This window comes from Legionella septentrionalis (genome assembly GCF_003989745.1).
Taxonomy (GTDB): Bacteria; Pseudomonadota; Gammaproteobacteria; order Legionellales; family Legionellaceae; genus Legionella_A; species Legionella_A septentrionalis.
This window is the reverse complement of the sequence record NZ_RZGS01000010.1, coordinates 36,527-55,442: the sequence shown is the minus strand read 5'-3', so window position 1 is coordinate 55,442 and position 18,916 is coordinate 36,527. Positions and strand designations below refer to the sequence as shown.

Below are 18,916 nucleotides of genomic sequence, written 5' to 3'. Positions count from 1 at the left end.
GGCAAAAATGCAATAAAATTGCACATATCGGTAAAACCATGTTATAAGCTAGTGAAAAAACACCAATAAAAACCATGATAAATAGCACATTAATTGATGAAGCCCTCAGCAAGTCCGATAAAAAAGAACTGGATCTTTTAGCAACACATCATTCGCCCGAAGCTTTACAAAAAATATTAACCACGAAATGGGTGTTACATAATGCCAATCTAAAAAATAGCCGCCTATACCTGGTAGGATTAATGCTTTTCTTTGGAACATACCTTAAAAAGGATATTCCCCTAGCCCTGTCTTTCTTACGGCTTGCAGCGTCTCGAATGGATCGCGCTGCCATCAATGCTTTAGGGATTATTTACAAAGAAAATCTCCATGGCGATCCACACGCACCTCATCTTAAAATTGCGAAAATATTATTGGCTGACGGTGCGGCACTTAAAGATTCGCTAGCCATCTTACACTTGATTATGATGCACCAAAAACATGGAAGTATTGCGATTACCGATGAAGATATTCAAGAATCTGTACAATATACTGGCTTTGAAATCAAAACATTTAAAAGCTACATTGCCAATCAGGAATTAACTCCGATGGAGGCAGATAGCGTCCGCGATCTGCATGATTTGACCCTGGATACTCTTGTTTATGATCCAAAATCTTCCCTTCTTTCAACTATGAAAGAAGACGCTTTTAAAGATTTGGAAATGCGCGCGCGCGAGAAGGCTGCGTCTGATTTGTTCAATTTAGGCTTAGCCTATGAGCATGGTCTAGCGCCACTAGACAAACCTGTTGAGGTTGATTTAAAGAAAAAAAACGCATGCGCCAAATACTTGGCGGCTTTTATGGCGAACCCTCATTACAGCTTAGCCAAGGAATACGCTGATCGGCTTCTTGAAGAACACAAACAATCCGCAGGGACAAGCAAGAACGCGAGTCCGATTAAATTGGCTGTGCCTGTAAAATCCAATGCCAGGCGGCATAAATATCTGGTAACGGATTCACCCGAAACATCCACTGATGATAATGCTACCGATGCAAATACAAAAGCTCAAGCCCAGGTAACGCCGCCTCTGCAACAAGTGTCTTTAAGGCAAGAACAATCGCTGGAGATATCAGAAAGCCTATCTCCACATTTCAGCGGGCCTCATCCCCTAACCCATAAGCGCAAGCGTGATTTTCCTGCCGAAGAATCCAATGCCAAAGTTTTTTTACAAACTGCCAATGAGCCACCCACGCCAGCACAACCCCCAGAGCAAGTGATCCGGACCAAATTACGTGAATTTATACCTGCCATCGAACCGCGCGACATGGATTATCAGAGTATTCAATTTTTTAAAAAAGAAAGGCAACGGCGAGACTCCCCTGCAGCAAGCAAACAATCCCCGAGGAAAAGCAATATTGAACACAACGAGGAAAAATCTTCACAAACAGAAATTGAGCAAACTTCGTTTAGTGAGGAAGCGCTTAAAAAAATAGGGCGTTGGGGAGAAGAACATGTATTCCATCTTTTACAAAAATATTATCAAACAGTATATCCTAATCACGTCTTTACTCTCACAACCCGCGGCTTTGCATTGACCGATGCCAGTAACAATAAAAATAAAATTGAAATCATTTGGTACAATAAAGACGCTGAGAGTTATAAAAGCAAGGATTTCGGAGTTGAAATCACCATAAACGGAGCCATTACCGAGAAACAGCGCCTGGAAGTTAAAACCACTACCGCTCATGCAGAGCATTATGCCACTATTTCCAATGGCGAATTTCAAAAAATAATTCGCTACCAGCAAAAAAGCAAACCTTACTCCATTTTTAGAGTATATGGGGCCGGCAATCCGCAGCATGTAAAAGTTGAAGTCATCGATAATATTCTTGAGCGAATTACTGCAGGAGAATTTCCCTTATCATTGAATATTAAGTTCTGAGCTTAACGCCAATCTAACTTACGCGAAAGATATCCACAAAATCTGTGGATATCTCTGTGTATTCCCTGCCAAAATTCTTGTATATCCATAATAGATGGATATACTTGTTTTTATTTATATTTGGAGGGGTATATGCAGCGTAGCAAGCATCTCATCCTAATTGCAATTTTCTGCTGTTTCTTCGCTCCTTTACATGCGACCGCTTTAGGTAAGGATATAAAAGAAATCGAGCAAGAAATTAGTGATTCCGTCATCACTGCAAAAATAAAAGCCAAATTTACTAAAAACAGGAACTTAAATCCTTTAAAAATTTCCGTCTCAACTGAAAATGGCTTGGTCACTTTGCATGGCCACGTTAAGGATCAACAAGCCTTCATGGAGGCATTAAAACTGGCAAGAAACACTAAAGGTGTTAAAAACGTTGATGCAGAAGGCTTGGATATTAAAGTTGTAAATTTAGCCTTAACCGATGCTTATATTACGGCCCGGGTAGAAGCGGCCATATTTAAAGCCAAGGTTTTGGATGACGAATCCATTCCTTTAGTCGGGGTTAAAGCATCAACGACCAATGGCATAGTTACCTTATCAGGCTCTATCCAAAATGATAAAGCCATTGCAGCTATCTTAAAGCGGGTAAGCGCCATTCGCGGGGTTAGGAAAATCATTTCTCATCTGGAAATCAAGAAGGATGATGCTTAATGAAAGCCTTAACCCGATTTAGATTTTTCCTGTGGTATTTTAGCCACTATAAAATCCCGATGATTGGGTATGTAAGGCCACGATTAGTAGAACTTGATGCAGAAAAAATAGTAGTTAAAATTCCGCTGCACCGCCGCACCCGTAATCATTTGCATTCAATGTACTTCGGAGCCTTGGCGGTGGGCGCCGACATCGCAGGAGGCTTGCATGGTTTCTATCATGCAGAACAGGAAGGGGTAAAAATTTCACTGGCATTTAAATCCTTCCAGGCAGAATTTCTGCAAAGACCTGAATCAGATGTATATTTCATCTGCGACAAAGGTAAAACCGTAAAAAACATGATTCAGCAATCTCGGAAAAACGGCTTGCGTCTGCACGAAAAACTTCCAGTCAAAGCTTATGTAAATTATCCCGCCTCCGCAACAGAAGTAGCATCCTTTATCCTGGAACTCTCCATAAAAGTTGTACAAGTAAAAAAAACCGTAATTGACAAACCCGGCATACAATTCTAATTTTAGTATTAGTAGTCACACTCATTGCTTTTCTTTTGAAAATACAACGCCCATGATTAATCTTCACATGCACACACAACCCGATGATGAGAGCTGCGGTCCCACGTGTTTGCATGCAATTTATACTTATTATGGGCTCATGATTAAGCTGGAAGATGTGGTACGCGACGTCGAACGCTCTTTATCCGGCGGGACCTTGGCGCCTATGCTTGGGAAACATGCATTAACCCATGGCTTTGAAACCACCATTTATGTGAATAATTTGGATGTATTTGATCCCACCTGGTTTGCACCAGACGGCGAATCCGAGCGCGAGGTGCTCATGGCGAAACTCGACGCGCAATTAAAGCACAAAATCGACATTGGCATTGTGCAATCCAGCACGGCTTATCAAGAATATCTGGAATTGGGCGGCAAAGTACGTTTCAGTACGTTAAGCGTTTCCCTGCTAAAAGAGTATTTCCAGCAAAAAATTCCTATTTTGACCGGGTTGAGTGCTACTTATCTTTATCGCAGTGCACGGGAAATTTATACCACTGAGGGGATAGCTTACTATGATGATATTCGGGGTACGCCTTGCGGCCATTTTGTAGTGCTGTGCGGCTATGACGATAAAAAAAGACATATTGTCGTCGCCGATCCGCACCGCGAGAATCCTCTATCGCATGATAACTACTACAAGGTAGGAAGCACCAATCTAATCAATGCCATTATGTTAGGGGTGCTGACTTATGATGCCAATTTATTAATCATACGACCGAAAAGGGATTTGCATGCAAACGATATTAGTAACTGATAATGTACAAAGTTGGGAATTTTTAAGTCATTTAGCTCCAGTGGTTCATGCTTTCGATTACTTGTCCAATGAAAATTACCATCAAAGCAAATCCATGCGCATCATCAACTTATGCCAATCTTACAATTATCAAACTATTGGGTATTATGTTTCCCTGCTTGCGCATGCACGCGATCATAAAGCCATCCCTTCCGTCTTAAGCATTCAAGATGTCCTTAATGCCAGTTTATCCAAGCAAATCTCGCAAGAAATTGATGAAGAAATCCAGCACAGCTTGCATGACATCAAAGGGAATGAATTCGTTTTAAGTTTGTATTTTGGGCAAAACATGGCCAAACGGCATGCAGTTTTAGCAAAAAAATTGCATGGATTATTTCCTTTACCGCTGCTTCGTTTTACCCTGGAGAAAAAAAAGCATTGGAGTATAAAAAAATTACAAACCCTATCGCTAGGCGATATTCCGGCACACCATGATGAATTTATGCGACAAGCCGCTGAAAGTTATTTTTCCAAAAAAAGATTTCATCAGTGGCGGAAAAAACAACGCTTCCATGACTTAGCCATCTTAATCGATGCTCAAGAACCAAATCCTCCTTCTAATAAAAAAGCATTGGATTCTTTTGTCAATGCTGGGGAAGAAATGGGGCTTAACATTGATTTTATTGATAAAAATGATAGCCGCTCGATTGCTGAATATGATGCACTGTTTATTCGTGCCACCACAGCCGTTGATCATTATACCTACCGTTTTGCCCGCCGTGCCGCCCAGGAAAATATAGTCGTGATTGATGACCCGCAATCCATTGTGAAATGTACAAATAAAGTGTATTTGGCAGAACTTTTGCAAAGCCATCAAATCCTAACTCCCGAAACATTATTCATCAGCAAATACGATACAGCGCTCCCTGATATCAAATTCCCTTGCGTGCTAAAAAAACCGGATAGTGCTTTTTCGCATGGGGTAATAAAATTAGATGATGAAAAAGATTTACAAAAATCCTTGGCACAATTTTTTAAAACATCCGATTTGATTCTCATCCAACCATTTATTCCAACTGATTTTGACTGGCGAATTGGTGTTCTCGACAACAAACCTTTATATGCTTGCCGCTATTTTATGGCTAAAAACCACTGGCAAATTTATAACTGGGATTCTAAATTCGAGCGCGAGGGGCGTTGCGAATCCGTTCCGTTATCCCAAGTTCCTGAAGCAATTATCAAGACTGCTTTGAAAGCCACACGCCTAATCGGTGACAGCCTTTATGGGGTCGACATCAAAAGCCATGGAGACAAGCATTACGTAATCGAGGTAAACGATAACCCCAACATTGATTTCGGCATAGAAGATGAAATTCTTGGCGAAACGTTGTATCAGCAAATCATGGGGATTTTCCTACAACGCATTCGCAGGAAGCATGGTTATGTCTAATTATCCGCTATTATCTGTTCTTGGTATTGAAATTGAATACATGCTGGTTAATAAAACCACTCTCGATGTGCAACCGCAAAGCGACTTGATTCTTAAATTGCTGGCAGGCGAGCTCACCAATGAAACCGTTTTAGGTGAAATAGCCATCAGCAATGAATTGGTGCTGCACGTTTTGGAATTTAAAAACCATGGGCCGAAATCACCCTCCCCGCAGGTGCTTGCGCAGTTCCAACAGGCCATCCTGCAGATACAACCTGTGCTGGAACAACATAACCTGCAATTATTGCCCACTGGCGCACATCCTTGGATGAATCCACACCAAGAAACCAGACGCTGGCCACATGGCAATCGGGAAATTTACCAGCAGTATGACGAGATTTTTAATTGCCAAGGCCATGGATGGTCAAATTTACAAAGCATGCACGTCAATTTACCTTTTGCGAACGACGATGAATTCTGCCAATTACATAATTCCATACGCCTGCTCCTGCCACTTTTGCCTGCTTTAGCAGCCAGCACGCCTTTTCTGGAGGGGAAAAAAACAGGACTTTTAGATTCACGCTTGTTTTTTTATGGCAAAAATCAGCAGCGTATCCCATCCATAAGCGGCGATATTATTCCTGAATTCATCTGTTCTCGGGCAGAATACGAGCAAAAAATACTAAACCCCATGTATAAAGAAATAAGTCCGCTGGACCCTAAAGGCATCTTGCAACATGAATGGCTTAATTCACGGGCCGCCATTGCAAAATTTGCATACAATGCCATTGAAATTCGTATTCTTGATTCCCAGGAATGCGTCAGCGCGGATCTTGCCATCGCTTATGCCATCCATGCCATCCTCAAGGACTGGCATGAAAAATCCCCATTGCGCATCGATAAGCGTTGTGAAACTTCATGTCTTAAAGCTCTTTACGATGCAAGCATTAAGGAAGGCTTAGATGTTGAGATAACCGATTCACAGGTACTTGAGCATTGGCAATTGCCAAAACGCACTATGAAAATGCGTGAAGCCTGGTCGCAATTGCTTGAGCGGGTCAGCAGCCAATTGGATGCCACCACGCAAATAACACTGGAACACATACTGCGGCATGGCAATCTGAGCGAGCGCATCATACGCGCTTGCGGTGATGATACCAGCCGAAAAACGTTAATGCACGTATACCGCCAATTGGGCGATTGTTTATTAGAAAACCGATTATTCAGTGCTTTATGAAACCAACTATCCTCGTCATAAGCTGTGAGCATGGGGGCAATGATGTGCCCCCCCAATACGCACTATTATTCAAAGATAATGCGGAAATCCTAGCAACGCACCGAGCCTATGATGCAGGCTCACTGGCCATTGCTGAGTATTTACAACAAAAATTTTCCTGTGACTTTGTGTACACGACCATTACCCGCCTGTTAATTGATTGCAACCGTAGTTTAAATCACCCTAAATGCTTTTCAGAATTTACTAAAAAGCTAAGCAGAGCTGAAAAACAAGTCTTAATTGACGCTTACTATTTACCTTACCGTCGGAAATTGGAAAGTTTAATCCAACAACATATTGCTCTAGGGCATCAAGTATTGCATTTATCCATCCACTCTTTTGTGCCCGAACTTAAAGGAGTCATCCGTAATGCTGCCATTTCCCTATTGTACGATTATCAGCGGCATGCAGAAAAAGAAGTGGCCCGCATCTGGCGAGGATTATTGCTAGAACAAACCCCTGCTTACAGAATCCGCATGAATTATCCCTATCGCGGCGACAGCGATGGCTTCACCAGCGCTTTGCGTAAACAATATTCTGAAAAAGAATACCTAGGAATTGAAGTGGAAAGCAATCAAGCCTTGATAGACCATGAATATTTATTCTCACAATTGCTCCATGTTTTGTCGGCAAGCTTAAAAGATTTGCTACAAGTTTTATGAATAATCTTTTGAAGCTCAACTATACTTTAATTGCCCGCATCAAAAGATGGAGCAGTACATGCAAAAAATAGCCAATCTGGAGAGTATCGGTGTCAAATTTACGGAATTGTTAAAGCAGGTTGGCATTGAAAATCAGGAGCAATTATTAGCCCGCTGCGGTCCACGCAAAGAGCGTCAGGCATTGGCAAAACAATTAGGCATCAATGCAAAATTATTATTAAAATGGACACAACAAGCCGATTTAGCAAGGATTAGCGGCATTGGCGACGATTATGCTGAATTACTGCTGCAAGTTCGCATTGATTCCGTGCCAGCCCTGGCACAAAGCAACTCCAAGAAGCTGCTTAGCCATATGCAACAAATTAATGAGCAAAATAATTTGGTAAAAAAGCTGCCCAATGTAACACATCTAGAATCCTGGATCGAACAAGCCAAGAATTTACCCGCCTTAGTTGAACGCGATTTATTTTAATTCTCGCAGTGCAAGCGCTTGGCATTCCGGGCATATTCCATAGATATTTAAAGCATGATCCGTCATTTCAAATTGTGCTTTTTCAGCGATAAGCTTCTGCCTTTTTTCAATAATTTCATCGAAAAATTCTTCCACTCGGCCACATTTAATACAAACTAAATGGTCATGATGTTCATCTTGCCTTAACTCAAACACGGAATATCCGCCTTCGAAATTATGACGATTAATCAAACCCGCTGTTTCAAATTGTGCAAGCACCCGATAAACCGTAGCCAAGCCAACTTCTTCTCCCATATCTTTTAACGTTTTATAGACGTCTTCAGCACTTAAATGATGTTGAGAAGAACGCTCCAAAATTTGTAAAATTTTCAAACGCGGGATGGTAATTTTAAGTCCGGCATCTTTCAATTGCTGGCTTTCTTCCACAAACACTCCTAGTCATACTACTCATGACAAAACTTATCCAAACAAGTTGGCTAACTTTAACAAAGCGCGGAAACGCTTGCAATTTATAGTCCTAGTGTCTTTCCCAATCTGCCGTGGTATGATGGCGGATTTTTCTCCTAGGCAAAAAAATGCGGATTAAAACCATTCTCATCAGTGTTGCTTTTGTATTGACCCTACCCAGCTGTGCCTCTTATGATTTTTCACGACGGGCGGTGCAACAAGGAAATTTGTTGCCCCAATCTAAAATAGAACGCCTGCATGTTGGCATGAGCAAAGAAGACGTTGCCATCTTGATGGGCACAAGTTTAATCAGCCCATTATTCACGCAAGACCGCTGGGATTATGCGTATACTTGGCGGCGGGGCAACGGCCCAATGCAGCAGCGCAACCTGGTTTTATATTTCAGACATGGACAATTAGTGCGTATACAGCATAACCCCTAAGCTCTTACATAAAACAAAGTTATATGGCTTTTAAAGAAGAGCCATATAACTGGTTTACCCGTTGCGGCGTGCTCGTTGCCGTCTTTTTTCTTTAGGATCAACCAACAGTGGCCGGTAGATTTCAATCCGGTCCCCGGTTTTTAGCACCGTATCGGGCGATATCGGTTTGGAAAAAATTCCAATTGGCAAAGAGGCAACTTCAGGATATTTTTCCTGCAAACCCGTTCTATGAATTGCCTCTTTGGCGGTGGTGCCGGTTGGCACCTGCAAATGCAGGTGTACAGGCTCGCCATTAAGAGGAATGTATACCAATTCAACCGTTTCCATATAAAACCTGGGCACGGTTACAGAAAGCGTCTACCATTTTGTCAGTAATTTGCTCAAAAATAGGACCCAATAACATGGAAAGCATACGGCCGGCAAAATCAAACTCCAGATCAAATGAAACGTGGCAGCCTTCCGGAACCTCGTCAAAACGCCAAAATCCCTCCAAGTGGCTAAAAGGCCCATCCACTAAACGAATTTCAATCATTTTATTTGCTTGCAGACGGTTGCGAGTTGTAAATGATTTACTCATGCCCGCCGCCGCAATCACCAGAGTCGCTTGTACCTCGTCTGCATCACGATGGTGAACCAAGGTCTTGGAAAAATAAGGTAGAAATTCAGCATAACGCTCTACATCATTCACTAAATCATACATTTGTTCGCATGAATAAGACACTACCCGGGATTTCTTTACTATGGTCATCGGGCTCCTCCACTTACTACTGGCAATTGTTGATTAAACCAATGGGATAAATCTTGTATTTCCTGCATTGAAATCGAATGTTCAAGCGGATATTCGCGGTAAGTAATATTGGCAAATCCTTGCGCTTGCAGCCAATTCATACTGGCTTTCGTCCACACAGGTAAAACGATTTGATCGTAAATGCCGGCCGCCATAAAAACAGGTATGTTTTTATGCATTTGCTGCACCTGCAATACATTGGGTAAAAAACTTGACAGCGCGATGATTCCTCCCAAAGGGGTTGAGCTGCGCAATCCGGCAAATAAAGCCATGGCCCCTCCTTGGGAAAACCCTGCTAAGAAAATTTGCTCGTGAGTTAACCCTTGCCCAATTTGGTTTGCAATGATTTCTTGGATCATGCGTTCGGAATCGAATATTCCTGCTGGCTCACCAAATTCATTAAAATCCAAATTGGCAATGTCAAACCAGGCGCGCATGGGAAAATTATTATTCATCGTGACCGGCCGTACCGCCGCATTCACACATATATGCCGTACAGGAATATTTATCGATAATTGCTCGGTCAATCCCGCCATATCTTGTGCATCAGCACCCAACCCATGCATCCAAATTACACAAGCTTTGGGATTTGCCTGCTCTTTTATGTATGCGTCCAACCATCTCTCCGACAAAAGCTCAAATTATCGCTAATAGATGCTCGCATAGCAAGGCAATAACCATGCAGCCATAGGCATTTCTCGATATACAGGTAAGGCATTGGGAGCTATTTGAATTATGGTATATACTTCTTGCTCAATGATGCATAAAGTTTCGAAACTCTAATCCCTGCTGTGACGCCAGAGAGCGAAGATGAAAAAAAACAAGCCCGTCTTATTTCTAAGTGTATTATTGTTTATTTTTTTGACTGCATGTGGACAAAAAGGCCCATTGTATTTGCCTGACTCCCAAACTAACCATGAAGCTAAACAGCAATGACTTTATATTTTACAAAAATGCATGGACTGGGGAATGACTTCATCGTGATTGACGCCATCCGCCAGTCCGTTAACCTGACCCGAGCACGCATCGCCATGCTTAGCAAGCGAGATACTGGTATCGGATTTGATCAATGTTTGTTGATTGAAGCGAGTCGCGCTGCAGATTGCGATTTTTTTTACCGTATATTCAATGCAGACGGACAAGAAGTGGGGCAATGTGGAAATGGGGCTCGCTGTCTGGCACGCTTTGTTCATTATTATCAACTGACTGATAAAAAAGCCATTACAGTTGCTACCAAAACTACCCGTATGCAACTTCATATTAATCCCGATGATACGGTCACAGTAAACATGGGAAAGCCGCAGTTACTTCCTGAAAAAATCCCTTTAAACAGGATGGCCCTGCAACCAGTTTATTCTCTCCCTCTGGATAATGAAAGCACATGTGAATTTCATGCAATCAATGTTGGCAATCCACATGCTGTGCTTATAACCGACCACATTGCCGAAGCACCGGTAACTGATTTGGGGCGATTTATTTGTGAACATCCCTTGTTTCCTGAACAAACCAATGTCGGCTTCATGCAAATCCAAAACGCGGAATCGATCGCATTGCGGGTTTATGAACGCGGGTGCGGGGAGACGCGTGCTTGCGGTAGCGGTGCAGTAGCTGCCGCCGCTGTGGGCCGGCTCTACCATGGTTTGGGTGAAACCGTCAAAGTGGACCTACCTGGAGGCAGTCTGCTTGTCTTTTGGCCTGATGTGCAAAAAGACATCTTTTTGACTGGCCCGGCCGCATTCGTTTATGAAGGTAAGATATTATGCTGACATTAGGAAAGGAATGCTCATGCGTATCGTGATCTTAGGCGCCGGACAAGTGGGAGGCACCCTGGCTTACAATCTGGTACATGAAGATAATGATATTACCTTGGTGGATATCAATGGCGAGCGCTTGCGCGATTTACAGCACCGCCTCGACATAAAAACAGTACAAGGCAGTGCTTCGCATCCCAACGTATTAATTGAGGCCGGTATCGAACAAGCCGACATGTTGATTGCTGTCACCGACAGTGATGAAATTAATATGATGGGCTGCCAAATTGCCTACAGTTTATTCCGCACCCCAAATAAAATCGCCCGCATCCGCTCACACCAATATTATCAATACCCGGAAATTTTTCACAATGATCACATCCCGGTGGATGCTTGCATTAGCCCTGAGCAATTGGTTACCGAGCACATAGTAAATTTAATTGAATATCCAGGTGCCTCGCAGGTCATTGATTTTTCCGAAGGACGCGTCTTACTGGTCACCATTAAAACACAAGCAGAAAGTATGATGGTTGGCAAAACCATAGGCGAACTGGATCAATATCTAAGCGCCATAGAAGCGGGCGTGGTGGGAATATTTCGCAATAACGCCGCAATTCCTATAGAAACGGACTGTATGATAATGAAAGGAGACGATGTCTTATTTGTCGCATCACCCCAGGCCATTCAACAAACCTTGATTGCTTTTGGCCGTTACATACACCCTAATCGCAGAATTATTATTGCCGGAGGCGGCCATATAGGCACAAAACTCGCTCAGACATTGGAGACGCGCTATCGTATTAAAATCATCGAACACAATGCTGAACGGGCCAATTTCCTGGCTTCACATTTGCATAAATCCACCATTTTGCAAGGAGACATCGCCGATCGGGATTTATTGGTTAATGAAAATATTGAATTTACCGATGTGTTTTGCGCGGTTACTAATGATGATGAAGCAAATATCATGTCTTGTCTGCAGGCCAAAAGGTTGGGAACACGCCACGCAATGGCTTTGGTAAACCGGAATGCTTATGTTGATTTGATTGACGACAGCACGATTGACCATGCCATATCGCCGCAACTCATTACTATCGGCAGCATTCTTACCAAGCTGCGGCGCGGTAATATGATTAAAGTCCACCGCCTGCATGATGAGGCGGAAGCCATTGAGCTGGTCGTGCACGGCGATAAGCAGACTTCGCAAGTCATTGGCCGCCGGCTTGATGAAATTGCATTGCCGCCTACCTGCATCCTGGCCGCGATCGTACGTGAGGAAAAAGTGTACATTGCCAGCAAAGAATTGGTGCTCGAAACAGGGGATCATGTTATTTTGCTGCTATTAAAAAAACGTTATGTCCGCCATGTAGAAGCACTTTTTCAGGTAAATTTAAGCTTTGTCAGCTAACACTGGGTTTAGCTGCAGCAACAAAAGTTTATAATTGTATGCAAATTAAAACCATTCTGCGCTTAATCGGCTTACTGCTGATGATTTTCAGCTTAAGCATGCTTACCCCTTTAATTTTTAATTTTATCTTTCATGAGGCATTTTGGATGCCTTTTGTTGCAGCGTTTACTGTTACTTGGGGAACAGGAACATTGCTTTGGTTTTGCTGCCGAAAACACCATCAGGAATTAAAAATACGCGATGGCTTCCTCATCGTTGTATTATTTTGGTTTGTTTTATGTTTCTTTGCCGCGCTGCCATTTTTATTTGCTATTGATGACCATACGCATGGCTTAACAGATGCCTTGTTTGAATCGGTTTCAGGGTTTACGACAACCGGCGCCACCATTATCACCCAATTGGAGGGTTTGCCGCATGCACTGTTATTTTACCGACAACAATTGCAATTTTTGGGTGGTATGGGAATTGTAGTATTAGCTGTAGCGATCCTGCCGATGCTGGGCGTCGGAGGCATGCAACTATTTCAGGCTGAAACCCCAGGTCCTATGAAAGAAACGAAGCTTACCCCTCGCATCGCGCAAACGGCAAAAGCCTTGTGGTTTATTTATTTTTTACTCACTTTATTGTGCATGCTGTGCTATTGGGCCGCCGGCATGCACTGGTTTGATGCTTTGGGAGAAAGCTTCGCCACAGTATCCACCGGGGGGTTCTCTGTGCACGATGCTAGTTTTGCATTTTATCAAAGCGATACAATTGAATTGATCGCCTGCGTGTTCATGTTGCTTGGCGGAACCAATTTTGCCTTGCATTTTATGGCATTTAAGAAACGCAACCTTAAGCATTATTGGGAAGACGAAGAATTCCGCTGGTATATACTTATTTTATTCATCTCAAGCCTTGTAGTAATGGTAAGCCTCATTGCCTACAAATTTTATAAAGCGGATCATCATGCCTTCATAACCAGTTTGTTTAATGTCATTTCCCTGGCAACTACTACCGGGTTTATCTCGGCACCTTTTAGTACATGGCCCTCTTTCCTGCCCATTTTCATACTCCTCCTTGCCATCATTGGGGGCTGTGCTGCGTCGACGAGTGGCGGTGTGAAAATATTGCGAACCTTGTTACTTTTTAAACAAAGCCGTCGTGAAATGATCCGTTTGGTGCATCCGCACGCCATCATTCCGATAAAATTCGGCAAACATCAACTGGCAGAACCCGTTCTACAATCCATGTGGGGATTTCTTTCCGTGTTTATCGCCTTGTTTTTATTCTTAATGATTGTTTTTATGGCGTTTGGAAATGATTTCACCACTGCTTTTTCTGCAATAGTCGCAAGCCTTGCTAATGCGGGCGCAGGCATTGGAGCATTAAGCGTTACATTTACCGATTTGAACCTCCAGAGCAAGTGGCTGTTGATTTTTGCTATGCTGGCGGGTCGGCTGGAGATATTTTCTTTACTCATTTTATTTACTCGGGCATTCTGGCAAAAATAAGGGAATTAGGGAAGCCAGGCTGGCATAGCTTGATGCTTCGCGGCTTTATCGGGGTAAGGTTTAACATTTATAACTGTAATCTACCAGCGAATGCCAGTAAAAACTTAATGCGGTTCTTTTAATTTCCAACGCTTATGTAGCCACATCCATTGCTCAGGATGGGCTAAAATCATGCGCTCCAAAGCTTGATTGTAAGCCAGCGTGTTACGGTAAATGGATTCTTGGGTGGTTGCATAATCCTGCCAGGGAATGGGTTCAAAAAATTCCAATACGTGGCGGCCATCGGGTAAGCGGTAACTTGCCGCAGGAATGATAGGCAAATTGGTATGTCGTGCGAGACTGGCAAGGCTGCGATAAGTGCCCGCTTTTTTACCAAAAAATTCCACTGCGATACCGTCACGGTTTGCCAGCGAAGCATGCTGATCGAGCACGAAAACGACAGCATGCTTTTCTTCCAGGGCAGTACATACTTGCTGCAGAGAATTTTTTTTAGGAATGACATGAAGGCCAGCGCGGTAATACCGCCTGAACAAAATTCTTTCTATTGTCTTGCTGCCTAACGTACGACGGATGAAATGGAACTGTCCTTTAAACTGCTTAAAGTTTAAAATTCCGCCCAATGGAGCAAATTCCCAATTACCAAAATGCCCGGTTAGAATTAAAACGCCTTTCCCCGCTTCAGCAATGCTCAATACACGCTCATGGCCACGCACTTCAACTTTTTCACGTAATTTTTCCTCAGACATAAAGCGAAGCACACACATTTCTTTAAGGGATGTTGCAAGGTGTGAATAGAACGCCTTTGCCAGATGAATTCGCTGCTGCTCGTCTAAAATCTTGCCAAATGCCTGATTGATATTGTTTAAAATCACTTGCCGGCGATAAGGTAAACAATGATAAATTAGCCTGCCGGCCCAAGAGACCGGCAAGTGATTAATATAATTTACTAATTCAGACACAAGCTTTTATCACCAAACAAGTATTAATGCTTGCAAACCCTCTGTTGACTACCACAGCATAGGGTTTTGTGGGCGCCAAGGTACGGTGTTCTTTGCAAATGTTGAGGCCTTCACAGCCTTTTGCGGGCGAGGCAAAATTCGCTATACCGGGGATACATTGGGTGTGCAAAGCATACGTTGCCAATGCAGTATCCAATACGCCGGCAGCACTGAGAGTATGCCCCATGGACCACTTAAAAGAAGTCAGTGGAATATGGTAATCAGCAAAAACATTTTGGAGCGCATGCGCTTCGCTAACATCGGATTGTTTATTGCCATTACCGTGAGCAATCAAAAGGCCAACCTCTTCTTTACGGATTTCCTGTTCGGCGAGTGCAGCTTCCATCATAGCCGCCAAATGCTTGCCTTCCGCTTCCAGGGCAAATAATCCGGATGCCTCGGTTGCCCCTTTGCCACCCATGATCTCGGCATAGCAAGATGCCGAACGCGCACGAGCACTTTGCTCGCTTTCCAAAACTAATGCAGCGGCGCCTTCTGATAGCAAGGTCCCATCATGATCGCTATCAAAAGGCTTTAAATGACGTGCGCTTAATAAGCCTAATTTTTCATAATAAAATAAGCCCTGGGGTTCGGTTCCCAAATCATAAGCAACAACTACAGCGCGTTCCGCCTGCCCGCTTTTGATTGCATGATATGCTTCCAGAATAGCTTGCATGCCGCCGACCGCATGATTGGTGATGTTATGGTTGGGGCCTTTAAAACCATAGGTGATACCGGTATAAGCCAAGACATTATTCGGTAAAATGCGCAATAACCACATGGGATGCACTTCCCCGAAAAGTTGGCTTGCAAATTTTTGCATGTCCTTGCCAGACTTACTCACTAACGATAAGAAATCATATTGCTGGCAATATTTATTACCTGGGGAACCTACATAAATTCCTGTTTCATCATTAAATTGCTCCGCATCCTCCAGGCTGTCGCGATAAGTTAATAAACCGCTATGTTCCACAGCTTGGATGGCAGCATTCAAGCCGATGACATCCTGCCGGGAAATGACTTTTATTAATTTACGATCAGGAAGCATCTTTGCCGGTTGGAAATTCTGTAGCTCACCACCAATGCGATGGGTCCAGGAAGATAAATCCCATTGTTTGATGTCACCGATGCCTTGCTTGCCTGTTAAAATGGCATTCCAGGTTTGCTCCAAGGTCGCCCCTGAAGCGGTAAGCGCACCCAACCCTGTAATAAAGACACGTCGCGTATTATTCATGGGACGCTCCCTCAAATTCAGGATGCTTAAACAACAGACAGCTGTTGGAGCCGCCAAAACCAAAGGAGTTGGACAATACCACGCCCAAGGATTTTTCACGGGGGCCTTCTGTAACATAATCCAAATCGCATTCAGCATCAGGCGTGGTTAAATTTGCTGTCATAGGCACGTGTGCATGTTTAATCGCTAAGACGGATAAAACGGCTTCAAGAGCTCCTGCTGCTGCAATTAAATGCCCTGTCTGGCTTTTAGTTGAACTAACCGGCAAGCGATATGCCGTTTCGCCAAATACTGCTTTTATTGCATTGGTTTCACTTAAATCATTCATTTTGGTAGAAGTACCGTGCGCGTTAATGTAATCCACATCCGCCGGGCGAACCCCGCCATCCCGCAACGCTTGCTCTATTGCTTGTCTGGCGCCATCGCCATTGGGATGGGAATCTGTAATGCGGTAGGAACTGAGCGTATTGCCCTCTCCGGCTAATTCCGCGTAAATATGTGCCCCACGCGCTTTTGCTTTTTCCCACGCTTCCAGGATTAAAAAGGCAGCTCCCTCACCCAAAACAAATCCATTGCGTGTGCCATCGAAGGGGCGGCTTGCCGTTTGCGGTGTATCATTAAACGTAGACAAGGCACCCAATAAGCAGAAACTGGATAAGCCTAAGGGATTTATCATGGAGTCAAAGCCGCCGGCCAACATAAAATCAGCATCGCCACGCCGGATAACTTGCATGGCAAGACCTAACGCTTGCCCGCCAGAAGCGCATGCCGTATGCACGGAACTTGCATAACCCTTGATACCAAACTGCTGGATCAAGAGTGACAACCCTGAATTGGACGTGGTTTTGCCAAAATCGGTGAGCTTATGGAATTCCCGGGATTCCTGATGCAAGCGCTGCCAATCGATTTCACCGGTTGCTGCACATGCTTCTTGGAAACGATGCAGATAATCGTATTCTGCCGTCATCATGCCACTGCCAGTTACTACTCCCCAGCGGCAAGCCGTTTGTTCGGTAGGTAAAACACCCGCGTCGTTGAATGCCTGCAATGCTGCATCCAAAGCAAAATGGGTAAACGACATGGCAAAACGTGTGTGCTTACCGGTTAACTCGGGCGATGGAGAAAAATTTTTTACTTCCGCGGCAATGCGGGCAGGAAAACAAGAAGCATCAAATTGCTTTATTTCAGCGATGCCGGATTGCCTAGCCATTAAATTGTTCCAGGTAGAAACGACATCATTACCTAAAGGGGATACCACGCCGAGGCCCGTAATCGCAACTCGTCTTTTTTTCATACTACACCTCTGCAGTCAATACCATTTCCAAAACGCAAACTCGCTTGCCTGCCACTTCGCTGCGAAACGCAAGGATGAGTTCTTCTTCATCACGTTGCTTCACGCTCAGCTGACAAGCAATAACATCACCTGGCTGAACGAAATCATTCATTTTGATCTTGCGCATTTCCCGAACCTGATAGCCTTGTGTAAATTGGGCACGTGCAAGGAATTCGCGGGCCAGGTTTAGCTTGCACTCAAGCAATACCGTCATGGGCAGCACCGGCTTATTGGGAAAATGATCAGGAAAATAAGAGGCGGCGCGGTTAATGAATTTCTCGGCACATAATTGCTCGCCAGGCGTGCTGCTAACAATGCGGTCAAAAGACATGTTCGCGCACGAAATTTGTGCAGGCGCCGCAGGCAATATTTCAATCCCCGCCGGCGCAACAAGGGGCCAGTGGCCAGGCCTGTTGATTTCCGCAAACTGCCTGCGAACGCACTCCGGAGCAATAAAATCCTCCATCGGCAGCAACGGGCCTAAGGCATTTTCGATACGAAATACGATTTCATCACCCACGCGTGCCACGCTATGGTAGCGCACCGCAGCATCATCCAAAGCATCGATAAAGGATTCCAGCAGCAGGGTTTCCCCGACGTACACAGAACGATGCAAATGAGCGCTCGCCACTACGCCTGCCACAGGCCGTGAGGTAAAATCGTTGTGCAGCATGACATTCCATGCCGCCAACTGCCCCAAAGTTTCGCCAATCAGGGATGGGATAAAACACCATTTACCCTCACCGTCTTGGCAAAGGTAATGGTCGTCAAAGGTAACATGCTTTATTCCACATACATATTCAGCAGGGGATAATTGCAATATTCTGTCAACAAATAAGAAACGCATTAGGCCACATGTTCACGAGTTTTTTGCTCTTGCACCGCAACCACGATTAATTTACAAAAAGTTTCCACGGTAAACAGCAGAGGAATTTCACTGACTTTCATGTTGGGTTTAAAATGATCAGCCGGAACTTCGCTTAAATAATTTTTTAAAGCATTCATACCGGGCTCGGTGAGGACACCGCCTTTCTCAAATTCGTCTTCCGCCAAATCACCACGGGCATTTTTTTCCAATTGACCGCGAGGGATCTTAATGTCAAATTCTTTTTCTAATTGAAAGACCAAATCAAGGAAATCAATAGACTCTGCCCCTAAATCACCAATTAAGCGGCTGGTTAAGGAAATTTCATCTTCGTCAATGACCAACACATCAGCGATAATTTCCCGAACTTTGGGATAAACGCTTTCTACATTCATGTTATACCTCTGAGC

22 protein-coding genes are annotated in these 18,916 nt (G+C 43.8%); 13 read left to right on the top strand and 9 right to left on the bottom strand.

The annotated features are described in order from the left end of the window. The first annotated feature begins 74 nt into the window (after positions 1-74). From ELY11_RS05345 to ELY11_RS05310, 8 genes are all read left to right on the top strand, one after another. Positions 75-1,922, top strand: a complete 1,848-nt coding sequence (locus ELY11_RS05345; RefSeq protein ID WP_127032656.1) for an SEL1-like repeat protein — start codon at positions 75-77, stop codon at positions 1,920-1,922. 132 nt (positions 1,923-2,054) lie between these two features. Then, positions 2,055-2,621 carry a BON domain-containing protein gene (locus ELY11_RS05340; RefSeq protein ID WP_127032655.1) on the top strand — a complete coding sequence of 189 codons (567 nt, stop codon included), beginning with the start codon at positions 2,055-2,057 and terminating at the stop codon, positions 2,619-2,621. After that, positions 2,621-3,133: a DUF4442 domain-containing protein gene (locus tag ELY11_RS05335; protein WP_127032654.1), complete on the top strand. Its 513-nt coding sequence runs from the start codon at positions 2,621-2,623 to the stop codon at positions 3,131-3,133. The genes ELY11_RS05340 and ELY11_RS05335 overlap by 1 nt, the downstream gene beginning before the upstream one ends. A 52-nt stretch (positions 3,134-3,185) precedes the next feature. Next, positions 3,186-3,929 (top strand): C1 family peptidase, encoded by a 744-nt coding sequence (locus ELY11_RS05330; protein ID WP_126954255.1) that lies wholly within the window; start codon positions 3,186-3,188, stop codon positions 3,927-3,929. After that, positions 3,907-5,358: a RimK family protein gene (locus tag ELY11_RS05325; RefSeq protein ID WP_126954256.1), complete on the top strand. Its 1,452-nt coding sequence runs from the start codon at positions 3,907-3,909 to the stop codon at positions 5,356-5,358. Before ELY11_RS05330 ends, ELY11_RS05325 begins: the two co-directional genes overlap by 23 nt. Continuing rightward, entirely contained in the window at positions 5,351-6,574 is a 1,224-nt protein-coding gene (locus tag ELY11_RS05320) for a carboxylate-amine ligase (RefSeq protein WP_199741512.1), read from the top strand. The genes ELY11_RS05325 and ELY11_RS05320 overlap by 8 nt, the downstream gene beginning before the upstream one ends. Further along, positions 6,571-7,275 carry an N-formylglutamate amidohydrolase gene (locus tag ELY11_RS05315; protein ID WP_126954258.1) on the top strand — a complete coding sequence of 235 codons (705 nt, stop codon included), beginning with the start codon at positions 6,571-6,573 and terminating at the stop codon, positions 7,273-7,275. The genes ELY11_RS05320 and ELY11_RS05315 overlap by 4 nt, the downstream gene beginning before the upstream one ends. 58 nt (positions 7,276-7,333) lie before the next feature. Further along, positions 7,334-7,747, top strand: coding sequence for a DUF4332 domain-containing protein (locus ELY11_RS05310; protein WP_158614986.1), 414 nt, complete (start codon positions 7,334-7,336; stop codon positions 7,745-7,747). Here the strand turns inward: ELY11_RS05310 and fur are convergent. Further along, entirely contained in the window at positions 7,739-8,173 is a 435-nt protein-coding gene (gene fur / locus ELY11_RS05305) for a ferric iron uptake transcriptional regulator (protein ID WP_127032653.1), read from the bottom strand. The two genes, ELY11_RS05310 and fur, sit on opposite strands and share 9 nt — an antisense overlap. Positions 8,174-8,322: 149 nt before the next feature. Here fur and ELY11_RS05300 point away from each other — a divergent pair, with 149 nt between their 5' ends. Next, positions 8,323-8,637 (top strand): outer membrane protein assembly factor BamE, encoded by a 315-nt coding sequence (locus tag ELY11_RS05300; protein WP_126954261.1) that lies wholly within the window; start codon positions 8,323-8,325, stop codon positions 8,635-8,637. Positions 8,638-8,691: 54 nt separating this feature from the next. Here ELY11_RS05300 and ELY11_RS05295 read toward each other — a convergent pair whose 3' ends face one another. From ELY11_RS05295 to ELY11_RS05285, 3 genes are read right to left on the bottom strand one after another with little or no spacing between them, the layout of a single operon-like run. Continuing rightward, the gene (locus tag ELY11_RS05295; RefSeq protein WP_127032652.1) at positions 8,692-8,964 is read right to left on the bottom strand and encodes an RnfH family protein; all 273 of its coding nucleotides are present in this window, start codon (positions 8,962-8,964) and stop codon (positions 8,692-8,694) included. Beyond that, entirely contained in the window at positions 8,951-9,385 is a 435-nt protein-coding gene (locus ELY11_RS05290) for a type II toxin-antitoxin system RatA family toxin (protein WP_126954263.1), read from the bottom strand. The genes ELY11_RS05295 and ELY11_RS05290 overlap by 14 nt, the downstream gene beginning before the upstream one ends. Next, positions 9,382-10,041, bottom strand: coding sequence for an alpha/beta hydrolase (locus ELY11_RS05285; RefSeq protein ID WP_126954264.1), 660 nt, complete (start codon positions 10,039-10,041; stop codon positions 9,382-9,384). The genes ELY11_RS05290 and ELY11_RS05285 overlap by 4 nt, the downstream gene beginning before the upstream one ends. Before the next feature lie 193 nt (positions 10,042-10,234). Here ELY11_RS05285 and lptM point away from each other — a divergent pair, with 193 nt between their 5' ends. From lptM to ELY11_RS05265, 4 genes are read left to right on the top strand one after another with little or no spacing between them, the layout of a single operon-like run. Beyond that, positions 10,235-10,360 (top strand): LPS translocon maturation chaperone LptM, encoded by a 126-nt coding sequence (gene lptM, locus ELY11_RS05280; protein ID WP_126954265.1) that lies wholly within the window; start codon positions 10,235-10,237, stop codon positions 10,358-10,360. Continuing rightward, positions 10,357-11,190: a diaminopimelate epimerase gene (gene dapF, locus ELY11_RS05275; protein ID WP_126954266.1), complete on the top strand. Its 834-nt coding sequence runs from the start codon at positions 10,357-10,359 to the stop codon at positions 11,188-11,190. Before lptM ends, dapF begins: the two co-directional genes overlap by 4 nt. Positions 11,191-11,209: 19 nt before the next feature. After that, a complete protein-coding gene (trkA, locus tag ELY11_RS05270; RefSeq protein ID WP_126954267.1) occupies positions 11,210-12,583 on the top strand; it encodes a Trk system potassium transporter TrkA in 1,374 nt (457 codons plus the stop codon). Between the two features lie 38 nt (positions 12,584-12,621). Continuing rightward, complete coding sequence (locus tag ELY11_RS05265) at positions 12,622-14,076, top strand: TrkH family potassium uptake protein (protein WP_126954268.1); 1,455 nt, start codon at positions 12,622-12,624, stop codon at positions 14,074-14,076. 104 nt (positions 14,077-14,180) lie between these two features. Here the strand turns inward: ELY11_RS05265 and ELY11_RS05260 are convergent, their stop codons facing one another. Genes ELY11_RS05260 through ELY11_RS05240 form a run of 5 tightly spaced genes read right to left on the bottom strand, consistent with a single transcriptional unit; the run spans position 14,181 to position 18,901 of the window. After that, positions 14,181-15,035, bottom strand: coding sequence for a lysophospholipid acyltransferase family protein (locus ELY11_RS05260; protein WP_126954269.1), 855 nt, complete (start codon positions 15,033-15,035; stop codon positions 14,181-14,183). Next, positions 15,028-16,308 carry a beta-ketoacyl-[acyl-carrier-protein] synthase family protein gene (locus tag ELY11_RS05255; protein WP_126954270.1) on the bottom strand — a complete coding sequence of 427 codons (1,281 nt, stop codon included), beginning with the start codon at positions 16,306-16,308 and terminating at the stop codon, positions 15,028-15,030. Before ELY11_RS05255 ends, ELY11_RS05260 begins: the two co-directional genes overlap by 8 nt. After that, positions 16,301-17,602, bottom strand: coding sequence for a beta-ketoacyl-[acyl-carrier-protein] synthase family protein (locus ELY11_RS05250; RefSeq protein ID WP_126954271.1), 1,302 nt, complete (start codon positions 17,600-17,602; stop codon positions 16,301-16,303). The genes ELY11_RS05255 and ELY11_RS05250 overlap by 8 nt, the downstream gene beginning before the upstream one ends. A 1-nt stretch (position 17,603) precedes the next feature. Then, positions 17,604-18,488: a hotdog family protein gene (locus tag ELY11_RS05245; protein WP_126954272.1), complete on the bottom strand. Its 885-nt coding sequence runs from the start codon at positions 18,486-18,488 to the stop codon at positions 17,604-17,606. Further along, positions 18,488-18,901 (bottom strand): acyl carrier protein, encoded by a 414-nt coding sequence (locus ELY11_RS05240; RefSeq protein ID WP_126954273.1) that lies wholly within the window; start codon positions 18,899-18,901, stop codon positions 18,488-18,490. Before ELY11_RS05240 ends, ELY11_RS05245 begins: the two co-directional genes overlap by 1 nt. Positions 18,902-18,916 lie beyond the last annotated feature (15 nt).

Excerpts from the sequence above, each read along its gene's own strand:
- ELY11_RS05345 (WP_127032656.1), top strand. The coding sequence starts at position 75 with ATGATAAATAGCACATTAATTGATGAAGCCCTCAGCAAGTCCGATAAA.
- ELY11_RS05325 (WP_126954256.1), top strand. The coding sequence starts at position 3,907 with ATGCAAACGATATTAGTAACTGATAATGTACAAAGTTGGGAATTTTTA.
- ELY11_RS05315 (WP_126954258.1), top strand. The coding sequence starts at position 6,571 with ATGAAACCAACTATCCTCGTCATAAGCTGTGAGCATGGGGGCAATGAT.
- ELY11_RS05255 (WP_126954270.1), bottom strand. The coding sequence starts at position 16,308 with ATGAATAATACGCGACGTGTCTTTATTACAGGGTTGGGTGCGCTTACC.
- ELY11_RS05250 (WP_126954271.1), bottom strand. The coding sequence starts at position 17,602 with ATGAAAAAAAGACGAGTTGCGATTACGGGCCTCGGCGTGGTATCCCCT.
- ELY11_RS05300 (WP_126954261.1), top strand. The coding sequence starts at position 8,323 with ATGCGGATTAAAACCATTCTCATCAGTGTTGCTTTTGTATTGACCCTA.
- ELY11_RS05340 (WP_127032655.1), top strand. The coding sequence starts at position 2,055 with ATGCAGCGTAGCAAGCATCTCATCCTAATTGCAATTTTCTGCTGTTTC.
- ELY11_RS05330 (WP_126954255.1), top strand. The coding sequence starts at position 3,186 with ATGATTAATCTTCACATGCACACACAACCCGATGATGAGAGCTGCGGT.
- ELY11_RS05290 (WP_126954263.1), bottom strand. The coding sequence starts at position 9,385 with ATGACCATAGTAAAGAAATCCCGGGTAGTGTCTTATTCATGCGAACAA.
- ELY11_RS05310 (WP_158614986.1), top strand. The coding sequence starts at position 7,334 with ATGCAAAAAATAGCCAATCTGGAGAGTATCGGTGTCAAATTTACGGAA.
- ELY11_RS05240 (WP_126954273.1), bottom strand. The coding sequence starts at position 18,901 with ATGAATGTAGAAAGCGTTTATCCCAAAGTTCGGGAAATTATCGCTGAT.
- dapF (WP_126954266.1), top strand. The coding sequence starts at position 10,357 with ATGACTTTATATTTTACAAAAATGCATGGACTGGGGAATGACTTCATC.
- ELY11_RS05265 (WP_126954268.1), top strand. The coding sequence starts at position 12,622 with ATGCAAATTAAAACCATTCTGCGCTTAATCGGCTTACTGCTGATGATT.
- ELY11_RS05295 (WP_127032652.1), bottom strand. The coding sequence starts at position 8,964 with ATGGAAACGGTTGAATTGGTATACATTCCTCTTAATGGCGAGCCTGTA.
- trkA (WP_126954267.1), top strand. The coding sequence starts at position 11,210 with ATGCGTATCGTGATCTTAGGCGCCGGACAAGTGGGAGGCACCCTGGCT.
- ELY11_RS05245 (WP_126954272.1), bottom strand. The coding sequence starts at position 18,488 with ATGCGTTTCTTATTTGTTGACAGAATATTGCAATTATCCCCTGCTGAA.
- ELY11_RS05320 (WP_199741512.1), top strand. The coding sequence starts at position 5,351 with ATGTCTAATTATCCGCTATTATCTGTTCTTGGTATTGAAATTGAATAC.
- lptM (WP_126954265.1), top strand. The coding sequence starts at position 10,235 with ATGAAAAAAAACAAGCCCGTCTTATTTCTAAGTGTATTATTGTTTATT.
- ELY11_RS05335 (WP_127032654.1), top strand. The coding sequence starts at position 2,621 with ATGAAAGCCTTAACCCGATTTAGATTTTTCCTGTGGTATTTTAGCCAC.